Source organism: Streptomyces sp. NPDC018263 (genome assembly GCF_055562575.1).
The window spans coordinates 389,677-403,244 of record NZ_JBVHFA010000009.1 but is presented as its reverse complement, the minus strand read 5'-3'; the positions used below and the strand labels follow the sequence as shown (position 1 = coordinate 403,244).

The window sequence follows — 13,568 nt, the reverse complement described above, 5'->3', positions numbered from 1 at the left end:
GCACCCCGGTTTTCTTTTGCGCGCGTGGAGGGACAGGGCATGACGATCAGGGACATCCCCGAGGAGTGGGAGATCCGCGACAGCGCGATCCCGTTCACGGGCAACAAGACCTCGGTCCGCACGGACGACGTGGTCATGCCCGACGGCTCGGTGGCCCGCCGCGACTACCAGGTCCACCCCGGCTCGGTCGCCGTCCTCGCCCTGGACGAGGAGGACCGGGTCCTGCTCATCAGCCAGTACCGCCACCCCGTGCGCCACAAGCTCTGGGAGATCCCGGCCGGCCTGCTCGACATGCCCGGAGAGAACCCGCTGCACGCCGCCCAGCGCGAGCTGTACGAGGAGGCGCACGTCAAGGCCGAGGACTGGCGGGTGCTGGCCGACGTCTACACCAGCCCCGGCGGCTGCGACGAGGCGGTACGGGTCTTTCTCGCCCGCGACATCTCCGAGGCCCAGGGGGAGCGGTTCGTCGCGGAGCACGAGGAGACGGACATGGAGCACACCCGGGTGCCCCTGGACGAGCTGGTGCGGCTGGTGCTCGCCGGGGACCTGCACAACAACTGCCTGGTCGTCGGCGTCCTCGCGCTGGCCGCCGCCCGCGCCGGGGACGGTCTGGACAGCCTGCGGCCGGCCGACGCGCCGTGGCCCGCGCGGCCCTTCGCGTCCTGATCGTCCGCTGAATCCGGCCAAGATCAACAGCAGCACCCCAATGGTGTGACCATCGCCTGATCCGATCGGGGGACCCGTCCGCCGCGCTCCACCGGGAACGTCGCAGAGCGTGAACTAGGCTCTGGAAACGCCCGCACCGGAAGAACCGGCGGGCTTTGCGCGTGCGGTGGGACGGGAGCGTGGCCCGTGACGGATCAGGCGGTGGACCAGGAAGAGGCGCGGCTGTCCAAGCCGCCGGCCCCGGAGGGTCATTTCCTCGGGCGCACACGGGAGTTGAAGGAGCTCAGGGCCGACATCGAGCGCACCGGCCTGGACACCCTCGCCGGCCGCAAGGCACCCCGGGCCCGCGTCCTCCTCATCGCCGGCCGCCCCGGCTCCGGCCGGACCGCGCTCGCCGAGGAGTTCGTCCACCAGGTCGCGCAGCGTTACCCCGACGGAGTGTTCCGGGCCCGCCTCAGTGACCCCGACGGCACCCCCGTACCCGTGGAACGCGCCGCCTGCGACCTGCTCACCGCGCTCGGTGCCCCCGCCCCGGCGGGCGCCGCCGAGGACGAGCTGACCGAGGCGCTGCGCACCGCCCTCGCCGACCGGCGCGCCCTGCTCCTGCTGGACGACGCCACCGGGGCCGAACAGGTCGACGCCCTCCTCCCGGACGCCCCCGACTGCCTTGTGGTCGCCGTCTCCCGCGGCCCCCTCACCGGCATCTCCGACGTCCGCCCCTGCACCTTGGGCGGCCTGGACACCAAGTCCGCGGTGGAACTGCTCACCCGGTACACCGGCTCCGTCCGCGTCACCGTCGACCCGCGCTCCGCCGAGAGCCTCGCCGAGATCTGCGAGGGACAGCCCGCCGCCCTCACCCTGGCCGGCGGCTGGCTGGCCGCCCGCCCCCAGACGGCCGTCTCCGACCTGGCCAAGCGGCTGCACACCGACCCCGACGACGCCCCCACCCTGGCCCGCGTCCTCAAACTCGTCCACGACGGACTGCCCGCCTCCACCGCCCGGACCCTGCGCCTGCTCTCCCAGGCCCCGGCCGGCACCGTCGACGCCCACACCGCCTCCGCGCTGGCCGGCTGCTCGGTCAAGGCCGCGCAGACCGTACTGCGGGAACTCGCCGCCCTCGGCCTGCTCCGCCCGGCCGCCGGCCCGCTGCCCGAGTACGACATCCCCGGCTGTCTGCACCCCCTGCTGCGCGCGCTGGCCGAGGCGGGCGAACGCCCCGCCGAACTCCAGTTGGCCCGCGCCCGGCTGCTGGAACGCGATGTACGCCTCCTCCAGTCCTGCCGCGCCGTCACCGAGACCGACAGCCCCCAGGCACGCGAGAAGCTCCAGGCGATCCCGCCGCCGCTGCGCTTCGCCGGCCCCGCCGCGGCCGCCACCTGGCTCACCGCCCGGCGCCCCGCGCTGCTGGCCGCCGCCCGGCTCGCGGTGGCCGACGGCGAGCTGGACACCCTGGCCCGCCGCCTGATGTCCCAGCTCGTGCGCGCCATGGTCGCCCACTTCGGCACCCAGGCCGCCGCCCCCGACCTGTACGGCATCCACGGCCTGGTCCTCGACGTCGCCGAGCGGCGCGGACTGCCCCGCGAGAAGGCCGCCGCCCTGCTGAACCTCGGTGACGTGGACGCCCGTACCGGCCGCACCCGCGCCGCGCTGGCCCGCTACCGCGCGGCGCTGGACGCCGGACGCGAGGCGAACGACCCCTACGCCACCGGCCGCGCGATGGAATCCGTAGGCGGCGCCCACCAGGAGCTGGGCGACCACGACCGGGCCGCCGACTGGTTCGGCCGCGCCCTCTCCCAGCGCCTGGCCCGCGGCGAGCGCGCCGAGGCCGCCCGGCTCTACGGCCGTATCGCCACCGCCCACACCTACGCGGGACGGTACGGCGAGGCCCAGCGCAACTGGCGGGCCGCGCTCGCCGGGTACCGCAAGGAGGGCGACATCGCCGCCCACGCCCGCGCCCTGAGCGAGCTGGCCCGCGTGCAGGAGTACGCCGGGCGGCCCGAGGAATCCCTGCGCACCTGCCAGGAGGCGGTGGAGTGGGCGCGGCGCGCGGAGGACGCCCGGTTGCAGGCCGCGCTCCAGCTCCGGCTGGCCGACACCCTGGACCGGCTCGGCGACCCCACGGCCGCCCGACTGCACCGCGCGGCGGCCGAGCGCATGCTGGAAGAGGAGGCGGCCACCGGGCCCGCCACCGAGGGAGAGCCGGAGGCGCCAGACTCAGATGTGCCGGACGCCTGCGAAATCCGCAGTGCATCCAAAGAAGATTGATGCAATGGAAGGCTAGACACTCGGAACACCTTCATTAAACTGGCTCTGCCGCACGTTCTCCTGCGGTGTCTCCCGGTGTGCCCCGGCATGCCTGGGTATGTCTTTCAGCGCACCCCCCATACCCCCTGAGCCAAGGACCGTGATCGACGTGAAGGTCGGCATCCCCCGCGAGGTCAAGAACAACGAGTTCCGGGTGGCCATCACCCCCGCCGGCGTGCACGAGCTGGTGCGCAACGGCCACCAGGTCGTCATCGAGCGGGGCGCCGGTCTCGGCTCCTCGATCACGGACGAGGAGTACATCGCCGCCGGCGCCGGCATCCTCGACTCCGCCGACCAGGTGTGGGCCGACGCCGACCTGCTGCTGAAGGTCAAGGAGCCGGTCGCGGAGGAGTACCACCGCCTGCGCAAGGACCAGATCCTCTTCACCTACCTGCACCTGGCCGCCTCCCGCGAGTGCACCGACGCCCTGCTGGAGTCCGGCACCACGGCGATCGCGTACGAGACCGTCGAGCTGGCGAACCGCGCGCTGCCGCTGCTCGCCCCGATGTCCGAGGTCGCGGGCCGGCTCGCCCCGCAGGTCGGCGCCTACCACCTGATGCGCCCGGCCGGCGGCCGCGGTGTGCTCCCCGGCGGCGTGCCGGGTGTGACCCCGGCCAAGGCCGTCGTCATCGGCGGCGGTGTCTCCGGCTGGAACGCCACGCAGATCGCCGTCGGCATGGGCTTCGAGGTCACGCTGCTGGACCGTGACATCAACAAGCTGCGCGAGGCCGACCGGATCTTCGGCAGCAAGGTCAAGGCGATCATGTCCAACGCCTTCGAGCTGGAGAAGGCCGTCCTCGACGCGGACCTCGTCATCGGCGCCGTCCTCATCCCGGGCGCCAAGGCCCCGAAGCTGGTCACCAACGAGCTGGTGTCCCGGATGAAGCCCGGAAGTGTCCTTGTCGACATCGCCATCGACCAGGGCGGCTGCTTCGAGGACTCCCGTCCCACCACGCACGCCGAGCCGACCTTCCGGGTGCACAACTCGGTCTTCTACTGCGTCGCCAACATGCCGGGCGCGGTGCCCAACACCTCCACCAACGCGCTCACCAACGCGACGCTCCCGTACATCGTCTCGCTCGCCAACAACGGCTGGGTCGAGGCGCTGCGCCGGGACGAGGCGCTCGCCCGCGGCCTCAACACCCATGACGGCAAGGTCGTCTACAAGGAGGTCGCCGAGGCGCACGGCCTGGAGCACGTGGCGATCGAGACCCTGATCGGCTGACCTCCGCGCCGGCGGCGAACCCCCAAGTCGCCCGCGTGGAAAAGGCGATTCGTCAACACGGATCGTCAACACCGCGAACCCGGCCGGACCTTGCCCGACAAGGTCCGGCCGGATGTGTGTATGGTCACTTTGCGACGCTAGGCCAACTCGCCTCGAACGTAACGCTTGGACCGATTCGCACACCGGTGAAACCTGCTGTGCGACGGCTGTACGCCCTTGACAGCGGGATGTTTCATTGTCGACACATCGAGCCGGTTACGGCGGATTGTGTTGCTGCGGACCGCCGACACGCCATAGAGTCGCCAACCGTCGGCATGGTGCCACGCTGACCTTGTCTAGAAGTCCCCTGGCCGCCAAGGAGGTAAGACGACTTGTGAATGAGTCGACATTTTCTCCCGGAGGTGGTCGACCAGGATTGCGCGGAGAGGGCCAGCGTCCCGAGGGACACGAGGCCGTCGGCTCCGTCGCGGTGCGCACCTTCGCAGCCCACCAGAGTCCGGTACCGCAGACGGCCCGGAGAGCACACCAGAGCATGGATGGCCAACACGTGAACGCCATGGCCGGCGACGGAAGTGGCGCGCCCCGCAACCACTTCGCCGACTACGACGAACTGCCCGAGGGGCACTTCTACGACCCCGATGCCGAGTACGAGCCCGATCCGGAGTACGCGGCCACGCTCGCGCCCGACGCGGCCCGCCAGCGCCGTGAGCGCGTCGGCCCGACCGGGCGCCCGCTGCCGTACTTCCCGATCCCGGGCCCGCTGACCGACCACGGCCCCGCGAAGATCATCGCCATGTGCAACCAGAAGGGCGGCGTCGGCAAGACCACGTCGACCATCAACCTGGGCGCGGCGCTCGCGGAGTACGGACGGCGCGTGCTGCTCGTGGACTTCGACCCGCAGGGCGCGCTGTCCGTGGGTCTCGGCGTCAACCCGATGGAGCTGGACCTCACCGTCTACAACCTGCTCATGGAGCGGGGCATGTCGGCCGACGAGGTCCTGCTGAAGACGGCGGTCCCCAACATGGACCTGCTGCCCTCCAACATCGACCTGTCCGCCGCCGAGGTCCAGTTGGTCTCCGAGGTCGCGCGTGAGTCCACGCTCCAGCGCGCCCTGAAGCCGCTGATGGACGACTACGACTACATCGTGATCGACTGTCAGCCCTCGCTGGGCCTGCTCACCGTGAACGCGCTGACCGCCGCGCACAAGGTGATCGTGCCGCTGGAGTGCGAGTTCTTCGCGCTGCGCGGTGTGGCCCTGCTGACCGAGACCATCGAGAAGGTCCAGGAGCGGCTCAACCCCGAGCTGGAGCTGGACGGCATCCTGGCCACGATGTACGACTCGCGCACGGTGCACAGCCGCGAGGTGCTGGCCCGCGTGGTCGAGGCGTTCGACGACCACGTCTACCACACGGTCATCGGGCGTACGGTCCGCTTCCCGGAGACCACGGTCGCCGGTGAGCCGATCACCACGTACGCCTCCAACTCCGTCGGTGCCGCCGCCTACCGTCAGCTCGCCAGGGAGGTGCTCGCCCGGTGTCACGCCGAGTGAGTCTGCCCGGAGCCGACGAACTGTTCCGTACGACAGGGGGGATGGGGCTCCAGCCCTCCTCGCCCCGGCGCGGACCCGGCGCGGAGGCGCGGGTGCCCGCGCCGGCGGGGGAGAGCGACCCGGCCGCCGCCGCGCAGGACGCGCCGCAGTCGGTGCCCGTACAGGGCGGCGACGGTGAGGGCGCCGAGCACACCGCCGCGGTCGGCCCGGAACCCGACGGGTCCGGCGAGTCCCGTATCCGGCCCGCCCGGCGGCAGAGCGAGCCGGACGGTTCCGGTGAGCAGCCCCGCAAGCGCGGCCGCGCGGCCGCCCGGCGGCCCAGCGGACGCGAGCGGCACGACGAAAAGATCACCGTGTACGTCTCGGCCGAGGAACTGATGGACCTCGAGCACGCCCGCCTGGTCCTGCGCGGCGAGCACGGCCTCGCCGTCGACCGCGGCCGCATCGTCCGCGAGGCGGTCGCCGTGGTCCTCGCCGACCTCGAGTCCCGCGGGGAAGCCAGCATCCTGGTACGGCGGCTGCGGGGGCGCTAGCCCGTCTTCCCACCGCCCGACCGATAGCCTGCGACCCCCATGAACGCGCACCGCACCGCCACGACCGGCCCGAGACGCCCGCTGGGCCGGGGCCCGGACACCGCACCTCCGGACCCGGCCCCGGCGCCCGAGAACCCGGTGCCCGAGACCCCCGCGCCCGAGGTTTCCGCACCCGAGTCTTCGGTGCCTGCGTCTTCGGTGCCCGGCGGAGTCTTCAAGGTCCGGCTGGACAACTTCGAGGGCCCCTTCGACCTGCTGCTCCAGCTCATCACCAAGCACAAGCTGGACGTCACCGAGATCGCGCTGTCCCGGGTGACCGACGAGTTCATGGCGCACATCCGGGCCATGGGGCCCGACTGGGACCTGGACCGCACCACCGAGTTCCTGGTCGTCGCCGCCACCCTGCTCGACCTCAAGGCAGCCCGGCTGCTGCCCGCCGCCCAGGTCGAGGACGAGGCCGACCTCGCCCTGCTGGAGGCGCGGGACCTGCTCTTCGCCCGGCTGCTCCAGTACCGGGCCTACAAGCGGATCGCGGACATCTTCAACGAGCGACTGGACGACGAGGGCCGCCGCTACCCGCGTACCGTCGGCCTGGAGCCGGAGCACGCCGAGCTGCTGCCCGAGGTCGTCATCAGCATCGGACCCGAGGGGTTCGCCCGGCTCGCGGTGAAGGCGATGCAGCCGAAGGCCAGGCCGCAGGTGTACGTCGACCACATCCACGCCCCGCTGGTCAGCGTCCAGGAGCAGGCCCACGTCGTGGTGGCCCGGCTGCGCGAGGCCGGTGAGGCCGACTTCCAGGAACTGGTGGCCGACACCGACGACACCCTCACCGTCGTCGCCCGCTTCCTCGCCCTGCTGGAGCTGTACCGGGAGAAGGCCGTCGCCCTGGAGCAGGAGACCGCGCTCGGCACCCTGCTGGTCCGCTGGACCGGCGGGGAGAGCGCGGCCCCGGCGGTCACCGACGAGTTCGACCGGCCCGCGAAGCCCGACCGGACCACCTGGGAGCAGAAGACGTGAACCACCAGGCCGCGGACGACCGTGTCGCCGCCCTCGACCTCAAGCCCGCCCTGGAGGCCGTCCTGATGGTGGTGGACGAGCCCGCCACCGAGGAGCACCTCGCGCGAGTCCTCCAGCGCCCCCGGCGCCGGATCGCCGAGGCGCTGCGCGAACTGGCCGACGACTACACCGCCCAGGGCCGAGGCTTCGAGCTGCGTTTCGTCGCGGGCGGCTGGCGTTTCTACACCCGCCCCGCGTACGCCCCCGCCGTGGAACGCCTCGCGCTGGAGGGCCAGACCGCCCGGCTCACCCAGGCGGCCCTGGAGACCCTCGCGGTCGTCGCGTACCGCCAGCCGGTCGGCCGCAGCAGGGTCTCCGCCGTGCGCGGGGTCAACTGCGACGGCGTGATGCGGACCCTGCTCCAGCGCGGTCTGGTGGCCGAGGCGGGCACGGAACCCGAAACAGGTGCGATCCTGTACGTGACGACGAACTATTTCCTGGAGCGGATGGGCCTGCGCGGCTTGGACGAGCTTCCGGAACTCGCGCCCTTCCTCCCCGAGGCGGAGGCGATCGAGGCGGAGACCCAGGAGGGAGTCCCGTCGTTCGACCCGGACGCGCCCGACGCGGCCGGTGGTCAGGACGCAGACGACTACGACGGAAACCTTGATGCGAAGCAGCGGCAGCGGCAGGAACAGCGGACGCGGTAACCCCCGCGGCAACGACCGGGACGAGCGCAAGGGGCAGGGCCGCCCCAGCAAGCCCCGTCCGGAGGAGCGCCGCTACGACGTCGGACCCGGCGCCACGAAGGACGGCCCGAAGTCCGGCCGTGGCGGCGCGGCGCGCGGCGGCGCCAAGGGCGGCCCCAAGCAGTCCCAGCAGGCGGGGCGCGGCCGTACGGCGCCCGGCCGCTCGCGTGAGTTCGAGACGCGGGCCGAGGAGCGCAACCGGGAGCGGTACGAGGGCAAGAAGGACATCAAGCCGCCCAAGACCTTCCCCGGCGCCGAGCAGGAGGGCGAGCGGCTCCAGAAGGTGCTGGCCCGCGCGGGCTACGGCTCGCGGCGCGCCTGTGAGGAGCTGATCGAGCAGGCCCGCGTCGAGATCAACGGCGAGATCGTGCTGGAGCAGGGCCGCCGGGTGGACCCGGAGAAGGACGAGGTCAAGGTCGACGGCCTGACCGTCGCGACCCAGTCGTACCAGTTCTTCTCGCTGAACAAGCCCGCCGGTGTGGTCTCCACGATGGAGGACCCCGAGGGCCGTCAGTGCCTCGGGGACTACGTCACCAACCGCGAGACCCGGCTTTTCCACGTCGGCCGGCTCGACACGGAGACCGAGGGCGTCATCCTGCTCACCAACCACGGCGAGCTGGCCCACCGTCTCACCCACCCCAAGTACGGCGTGCGCAAGACGTACCTCGCGCACATCGTCGGCCCGATCCCGCGCGACCTCGGCAAGCGGCTGAAGGACGGCATCCAGCTCGAGGACGGCTGGGCCCGCGCCGACCACTTCCGCGTGGTCGAGCAGACCGGCAAGAACTACCTGGTCGAGGTGACCCTGCACGAGGGCCGCAAGCACATCGTGCGCCGCATGCTGGCCGAGGCGGGCTTCCCCGTCGACAAGCTGGTCCGGGTCTCCTTCGGCCCGATCACCCTCGGCGACCAGAAGTCGGGCTGGCTGCGCCGCCTGTCCAACACCGAGGTCGGCATGCTGATGAAGGAAGTCGACCTCTAGTCCCCGGGACGGGCACGGGGTCTTGCCGCCGGTGACGGTCCGGCCTTATGGTCAACCTGACGATTAGTCGGGTGGTCATGCGGCCGGACCAACGGGGGCCGGGTCATGGGCACCCGGAAGGACCTGACCCATGGCCACCACGCCCGCGGGTAAACGCCCCGCCGCCGGTTCCCTGCTCGGACTCGCCCTCGGTGACGCGCTGGGCTTCCCGACCGAGTTCAACGACGTGCCCTCCATCCTCGCCAAGTGCGGACCCTGGCGGGAGATGGAGCTGCCGGGCCGCGCCTTCGTCTCCGACGACACGCAGATGACCCTCGCGCTCGGGCGCGCCCTGCGCACCGCCACGGGCCGGGGCTCGCTCGCGCCGAAGCGGCTCCAGCGTCCGCTGCGCGAGGAGTTCGTCGACTGGTACCAGTCCCCGGAGAACAACCGCGCCCCCGGCCGCACCTGCCTCACCGCCTGCGCGCTGCTGAAGGAGGACGGGCGGGACTGGCAGGAGGCGAGCCAGCTCCACTCCAAGGGGTGCGGCGCCAACATGCGGGTCGCCCCGCTCGGCCTCGCCCCCGGTCTGAGCGCCGAACAGCGGGCGGGCGCCGCCCAGTTGCAGTCCGGCCTCACCCACGGCCACCCCACCGCGCTCGCCGCCTCCGACCTCACCGCGCACGCGGTGTGGCTGCTGGCGCGGGGCACCGACCCCGCCGGACTCGTCGGCCGGCTGCGCTCGTACGCTCTCGACAACCGCACCCGCTACCACCACCTCTGGCTCGGCGACCTGTGGCGGCGCGCCGGGGACGCGAGCCCGGAGGAGTTCATCGCGCGCGGCTGGGACGAGTGCCTGGCGATCCTCGCCCGCCTCCAGGACGCGCTGCGCACCCCCTCCCCGGAGACCGACCCGTGCCTGGCCACCGGTGAGGGCTGGATCGCGGAAGAAGCCCTCGCCACCGGGCTGCTCTGCTTCCTGCTCTTCCCCGGCGACCCCGTCCTGGCGCTGCGCCGGGCCGCCTGCACCTCCGGCGACTCCGACTCCATCGCCTGCCTGGCCGGCGCCTTCGCGGGCGCCTGGCTGGGCGCGGACGCCTGGCCGGCGGACTGGGTGGACCGGATCGAGCACCGGGACGAGCTGCTGGAGCTGGGCGCGCTCTGGGACGCCTAGGCGTGCGCGGCCGAACCCTGCCGCGTGCGGTACAGGAAGTCGGCCACGCGGGCCTCGTCCGGCCCGGCCGGGAGCGGGGTACGGAGCAGGGCCGTGTCGGTCTCCTCGGCCAGCCGGGCCATCCGGGCCTCGATCTCCGCCCAGCTCACCTCACCCCGCTTCACCGCCAGCAGCGCCTCGCGGTCCTCGCCCACGTCCAGCCGCAGCTCACCGGTGCGCAGCAGGTCGCGGGCGCTGCCCAGCAGGCGGAGCAGATGCATCGCGTGCTTCCAGCGCGGGGCGCCGGTGGCGCGGATGTCGGCGTCCAGCTTGCGGCGCTGCCCGAGGGCGTAACCGGTGAAGGTGGCGTGCACCTGGCGGGAGAGGAACGCCCCGCGCAGGGAGAGCAGTTCACGGCCGGTGTCGTCCAGGTGCTCCACCAGCGGGGAGTGCAGGCACTCCAGGATGTTCGGGTTGGCCCGCAGCGCCAGCTCGCAGAAGCGCTCCAGCTCCCAGGAGAACCGCTCCTCGCCCGGCCCCTCGACATGCGTGGGCGGCTTCTCGAACCGCCAGAACAGCGGGGTCGGGGCCAGGAACACGCCCCGCCGGTCGGTGTCACTGGTGCCGGTGGCCAGACCGAAGGCGCGCGAGCCCATGACACAGGAGTAGACGGTGTGGTCGCGGACCAGGTCGGCGGGGCGCATGCGGGGGAGCGTACGCGGCCGGTCAGGCCAGGTGCACCGTGTTTCCGTGCACCATGATCTCCTTGGCGGCCAGCGCCTCGGTGGCCGGTCCGTGCGCGACCGAGCCGTCGGTGATACGGAACCTGCTGCCGTGGCACGGGCAGTCGACGGTGCCGTCCGCGACCTTGTTCAGGGTGCAGCCCTGGTGGGTGCAGACCGCGGAGAACGCCTTGTACTCGCCCTTCTGGGGCTGCGTCACCACCACCTTCTCCGCGGTGAAGATCTTGCCGCCGCCCTCCGGGATCTCACTGACGCTGCCCAGCGCCTTCCCGGCGCCGGAGTCGGAGGAGGCGGAAGCGGCGGCGCCCCCGTCGCTGGGGGAGGTGCTGGCGGCGGCCGAGGAGGTGTCGCCGTCGCCGCCGCATCCCACACAGCAGACGGCGAGCGCGGTGGCCCCCGTGGCGAGAAGCGTGCGCCGCGTCGCGGGCTGGGTCATGTCATCACTCCGTGAGGTCTGAGAGGTCTGAGAGGTCTGAGAGGCCGGGAAGTCCAAGAGACGGAAAAGTCGGGGGAAAGGGCACGGAAAGCCCCAGACGTCCGGGCATCTTGGCATCGAACCCGGCCCGGACGAAGGAGGCGGCAGCGGGTCGGACCCCGCCTCGGCCGAACGGGCGCCCGTCCCACCGCGCGGGCGGCGTGCGCCCGGGCCGCCCCGGCTGACTAGGCTGGACGCACCAGAAGCCCGCCCCGCGCCGGACCGCCGCCGCTCTGCCCAAGGACATCGCCCAGTGAGAACCGCACTCGTCATCGGCACCGGGCTGATCGGGACCTCGGCCGCGCTCGCCCTCACCCAGCGGGGCGTCAACGTCCACCTCACCGACCACGACCCCGCGCAGGCCCGTACCGCCGCCGCCCTCGGCGCCGGTACCGACGAGCCGCCGCAGGGCCGGGTCGACCTCGCGCTCGTCGCCGCGCCGCCCGCGCACGTCGCCACCGTCCTGGCCGACGCCATGCGGCGCGACCTCGCGCACGGCTACCTCGACGTGGCCAGCGTCAAGGGCGGCCCGCGCCGTGAACTGGAGGCGCTCGGCCTGGACGAGGCCGTGCTCGCCCGCTACCTCGGCACCCACCCCATGTCCGGCCGGGAGAAGTCCGGCCCGCTGGCCGCCACCGCCGACCTCTTCGAGGGCCGCCCCTGGGTGCTCACCCCGAGCCGCGACACCGACACCGAGGTGCTGAACCTGGCCCTCGAACTGGTCTCGCACTGCCGTGCCGTACCGGTCGTCATGGACGCCGACGCCCACGACCGCGCCGTCGCCCTCGTCTCCCACATGCCGCACCTGGTCTCCAGCATGGTCGCCGCCCGGCTGGAGAACGCCGAGGAGGCCGCCGTACGGCTGTGCGGGCAGGGCATCCGGGACGTCACCCGGATCGCCGCCTCCGACCCCCGGATGTGGATCGACATCCTCTCCGCCAACCCCGGCCCGGTCGCCGATCTCCTCACCGACCTCTCCGCCGACCTGGAGGAGACCGTGCGCGCGCTGCGCGCCCTGCAGTCCGCCGACGAGGACAAGCGGCGCACCGGCGGCGCCGGGATCGAGGACGTGCTGCGCCGGGGCAACGCCGGCCAGGTCCGCGTCCCCGGCAAGCACGGCTCCGCCCCGCGCGCCTACGAGACCGTCACGGTCCTCATCAACGACCAGCCCGGCCAGCTCGCCCGCATCTTCGCCGACGCCGGACGGGCCGGGGTCAACATCGAGGACGTCCGCATCGAGCACGCCACCGGACAGCAGGCGGGTCACATCCAGCTCATGGTCGAACCCGGGGCCGCGCCCGTCCTCACCGAGGCGCTGCGCGAGCGGGGCTGGGCGCTGCGGCAGTAGCGCGGGACCCCGGCCGTCACACGGCGCACGTGCGTCCGTACGAGTGACCCACACCCAGTAACCTTGTGCGGGGCGCCCTCGCGTCCCGCCACCCGACCGACACCCTTCACCAGGAAGGTGCCCTCCCGTGGAAAACGGCGCCGCCCCGACCGCACAGCCCGTGATCGTAGCGATCGACGGTCCCTCCGGCACGGGCAAGTCGAGCACGTCGAAGGCCGTGGCCGCGCAGCTCGGCCTCAGCTACCTGGACACCGGCGCCCAGTACCGGGCCATCACCTGGTGGATGGTGACCAACGGAATCGACCTCGCGGACCCTTCCGCGATCGCCGCCGTGGCGGGCAAGCCGGAGATCGTCTCCGGCACCGACCCGCTGGCCCCGACCATCACCGTCGACGGCTACGACGTGGCCGGCCCGATCCGCACCCAGGACGTGACCTCCAAGGTCAGCGCGGTCAGCGCGGTCCCCGAGGTGCGCACCCGGATCACCGAGCTGCAGCGCTCGATCGCGGCCGGGGCCGAGGACGGCATCGTGGTGGAGGGCCGGGACATCGGCACCACCGTGCTGCCCGACGCCGACCTGAAGATCTTCCTCACCGCCTCGCCGGAGGCCCGCGCGGCCCGCCGCAGCGGCGAGCTGAAGGGCTCCGACGTCGCCGCCACCCGCGCGGCCCTGATCCAGCGGGACGCGGCCGACTCCAGCCGCAAGACCTCCCCGCTCGCCAAGGCCGGCGACGCGGTCGAGGTCGACACCACCGAGCTGACCCTCGCCCAGGTCATCGAGTGCGTCGTCACCCTGGTCGAGGAGAAGCGGGCCGGGAAGTGAGCCAGAGCGCACCGCCCTCGGAGCGGGGCGCCGAGATCGGGCGGCG

Annotated in this window: 13 protein-coding genes; 11 read left to right on the top strand and 2 right to left on the bottom strand. The window is 72.7% G+C overall.

What is annotated here, in order from left to right:
* Window positions 1-39 precede the first annotated feature (39 nt).
* The 9 genes from ACZ3HQ_RS26880 (at window position 40) to ACZ3HQ_RS26840 (ending at window position 10,154) form a co-directional block, all read left to right on the top strand.
* Complete coding sequence (locus ACZ3HQ_RS26880; protein ID WP_467514733.1) at window positions 40-666, top strand: NUDIX domain-containing protein; 627 nt, start codon at window positions 40-42, stop codon at window positions 664-666.
* 186 nt (window positions 667-852) lie between these two features.
* Entirely contained in the window at window positions 853-2,931 is a 2,079-nt protein-coding gene (locus ACZ3HQ_RS26875; RefSeq protein WP_467514731.1) for a tetratricopeptide repeat protein, read from the top strand.
* Window positions 2,932-3,079: 148 nt separating this feature from the next.
* A complete protein-coding gene (ald, locus tag ACZ3HQ_RS26870) occupies window positions 3,080-4,195 on the top strand; it encodes an alanine dehydrogenase (protein WP_158707485.1) in 1,116 nt (371 codons plus the stop codon).
* A gap of 556 nt (window positions 4,196-4,751) precedes the next feature.
* Window positions 4,752-5,744 (top strand): ParA family protein, encoded by a 993-nt coding sequence (locus ACZ3HQ_RS26865; RefSeq protein WP_381072978.1) that lies wholly within the window; start codon window positions 4,752-4,754, stop codon window positions 5,742-5,744.
* Window positions 5,729-6,277 carry a hypothetical protein gene (locus ACZ3HQ_RS26860; RefSeq protein WP_467514730.1) on the top strand — a complete coding sequence of 183 codons (549 nt, stop codon included), beginning with the start codon at window positions 5,729-5,731 and terminating at the stop codon, window positions 6,275-6,277. Before ACZ3HQ_RS26865 ends, ACZ3HQ_RS26860 begins: the two co-directional genes overlap by 16 nt.
* Window positions 6,278-6,316: 39 nt before the next feature.
* Window positions 6,317-7,294, top strand: coding sequence for a segregation and condensation protein A (locus ACZ3HQ_RS26855; RefSeq protein ID WP_467514728.1), 978 nt, complete (start codon window positions 6,317-6,319; stop codon window positions 7,292-7,294).
* Between the two features lie 65 nt (window positions 7,295-7,359).
* Window positions 7,360-7,980 (top strand): SMC-Scp complex subunit ScpB, encoded by a 621-nt coding sequence (gene scpB, locus ACZ3HQ_RS26850; RefSeq protein WP_229918954.1) that lies wholly within the window; start codon window positions 7,360-7,362, stop codon window positions 7,978-7,980.
* Window positions 7,940-9,001: a pseudouridine synthase gene (locus ACZ3HQ_RS26845; protein ID WP_467514727.1), complete on the top strand. Its 1,062-nt coding sequence runs from the start codon at window positions 7,940-7,942 to the stop codon at window positions 8,999-9,001. The genes scpB and ACZ3HQ_RS26845 overlap by 41 nt, the downstream gene beginning before the upstream one ends.
* Before the next feature lie 130 nt (window positions 9,002-9,131).
* Window positions 9,132-10,154 (top strand): ADP-ribosylglycohydrolase family protein, encoded by a 1,023-nt coding sequence (locus tag ACZ3HQ_RS26840; protein WP_467514725.1) that lies wholly within the window; start codon window positions 9,132-9,134, stop codon window positions 10,152-10,154.
* On the opposite strand, the gene ACZ3HQ_RS26835 is transcribed toward ACZ3HQ_RS26840, so the two are convergent.
* Complete coding sequence (locus ACZ3HQ_RS26835; protein ID WP_467514724.1) at window positions 10,151-10,837, bottom strand: nucleotidyltransferase domain-containing protein; 687 nt, start codon at window positions 10,835-10,837, stop codon at window positions 10,151-10,153. The genes ACZ3HQ_RS26840 and ACZ3HQ_RS26835 overlap by 4 nt on opposite strands.
* Window positions 10,838-10,859: 22 nt before the next feature.
* The gene (locus tag ACZ3HQ_RS26830; protein ID WP_467514722.1) at window positions 10,860-11,312 is read right to left on the bottom strand and encodes a Rieske (2Fe-2S) protein; all 453 of its coding nucleotides are present in this window, start codon (window positions 11,310-11,312) and stop codon (window positions 10,860-10,862) included.
* A gap of 292 nt (window positions 11,313-11,604) precedes the next feature.
* On the opposite strand from ACZ3HQ_RS26830, the gene ACZ3HQ_RS26825 reads away from it, so the two are divergent.
* Window positions 11,605-12,699, top strand: a complete 1,095-nt coding sequence (locus ACZ3HQ_RS26825; RefSeq protein ID WP_467514720.1) for a prephenate dehydrogenase — start codon at window positions 11,605-11,607, stop codon at window positions 12,697-12,699.
* 127 nt (window positions 12,700-12,826) lie between these two features.
* Window positions 12,827-13,522, top strand: a complete 696-nt coding sequence (gene cmk / locus ACZ3HQ_RS26820; RefSeq protein ID WP_467514718.1) for a (d)CMP kinase — start codon at window positions 12,827-12,829, stop codon at window positions 13,520-13,522.
* Window positions 13,523-13,568: the final 46 nt, after the last annotated feature.

Coding starts and splice junctions, on each gene's coding strand:
- ACZ3HQ_RS26845 (WP_467514727.1), top strand. CDS start 7,940: ATGCGAAGCAGCGGCAGCGGCAGGAACAGCGGACGCGGTAACCCCCGC.
- ACZ3HQ_RS26835 (WP_467514724.1), bottom strand. CDS start 10,837: ATGCGCCCCGCCGACCTGGTCCGCGACCACACCGTCTACTCCTGTGTC.
- ACZ3HQ_RS26840 (WP_467514725.1), top strand. CDS start 9,132: ATGGCCACCACGCCCGCGGGTAAACGCCCCGCCGCCGGTTCCCTGCTC.
- ACZ3HQ_RS26880 (WP_467514733.1), top strand. CDS start 40: ATGACGATCAGGGACATCCCCGAGGAGTGGGAGATCCGCGACAGCGCG.
- ACZ3HQ_RS26855 (WP_467514728.1), top strand. CDS start 6,317: ATGAACGCGCACCGCACCGCCACGACCGGCCCGAGACGCCCGCTGGGC.
- ACZ3HQ_RS26830 (WP_467514722.1), bottom strand. CDS start 11,312: ATGACCCAGCCCGCGACGCGGCGCACGCTTCTCGCCACGGGGGCCACC.
- ACZ3HQ_RS26865 (WP_381072978.1), top strand. CDS start 4,752: ATGGCCGGCGACGGAAGTGGCGCGCCCCGCAACCACTTCGCCGACTAC.
- scpB (WP_229918954.1), top strand. CDS start 7,360: ATGGTGGTGGACGAGCCCGCCACCGAGGAGCACCTCGCGCGAGTCCTC.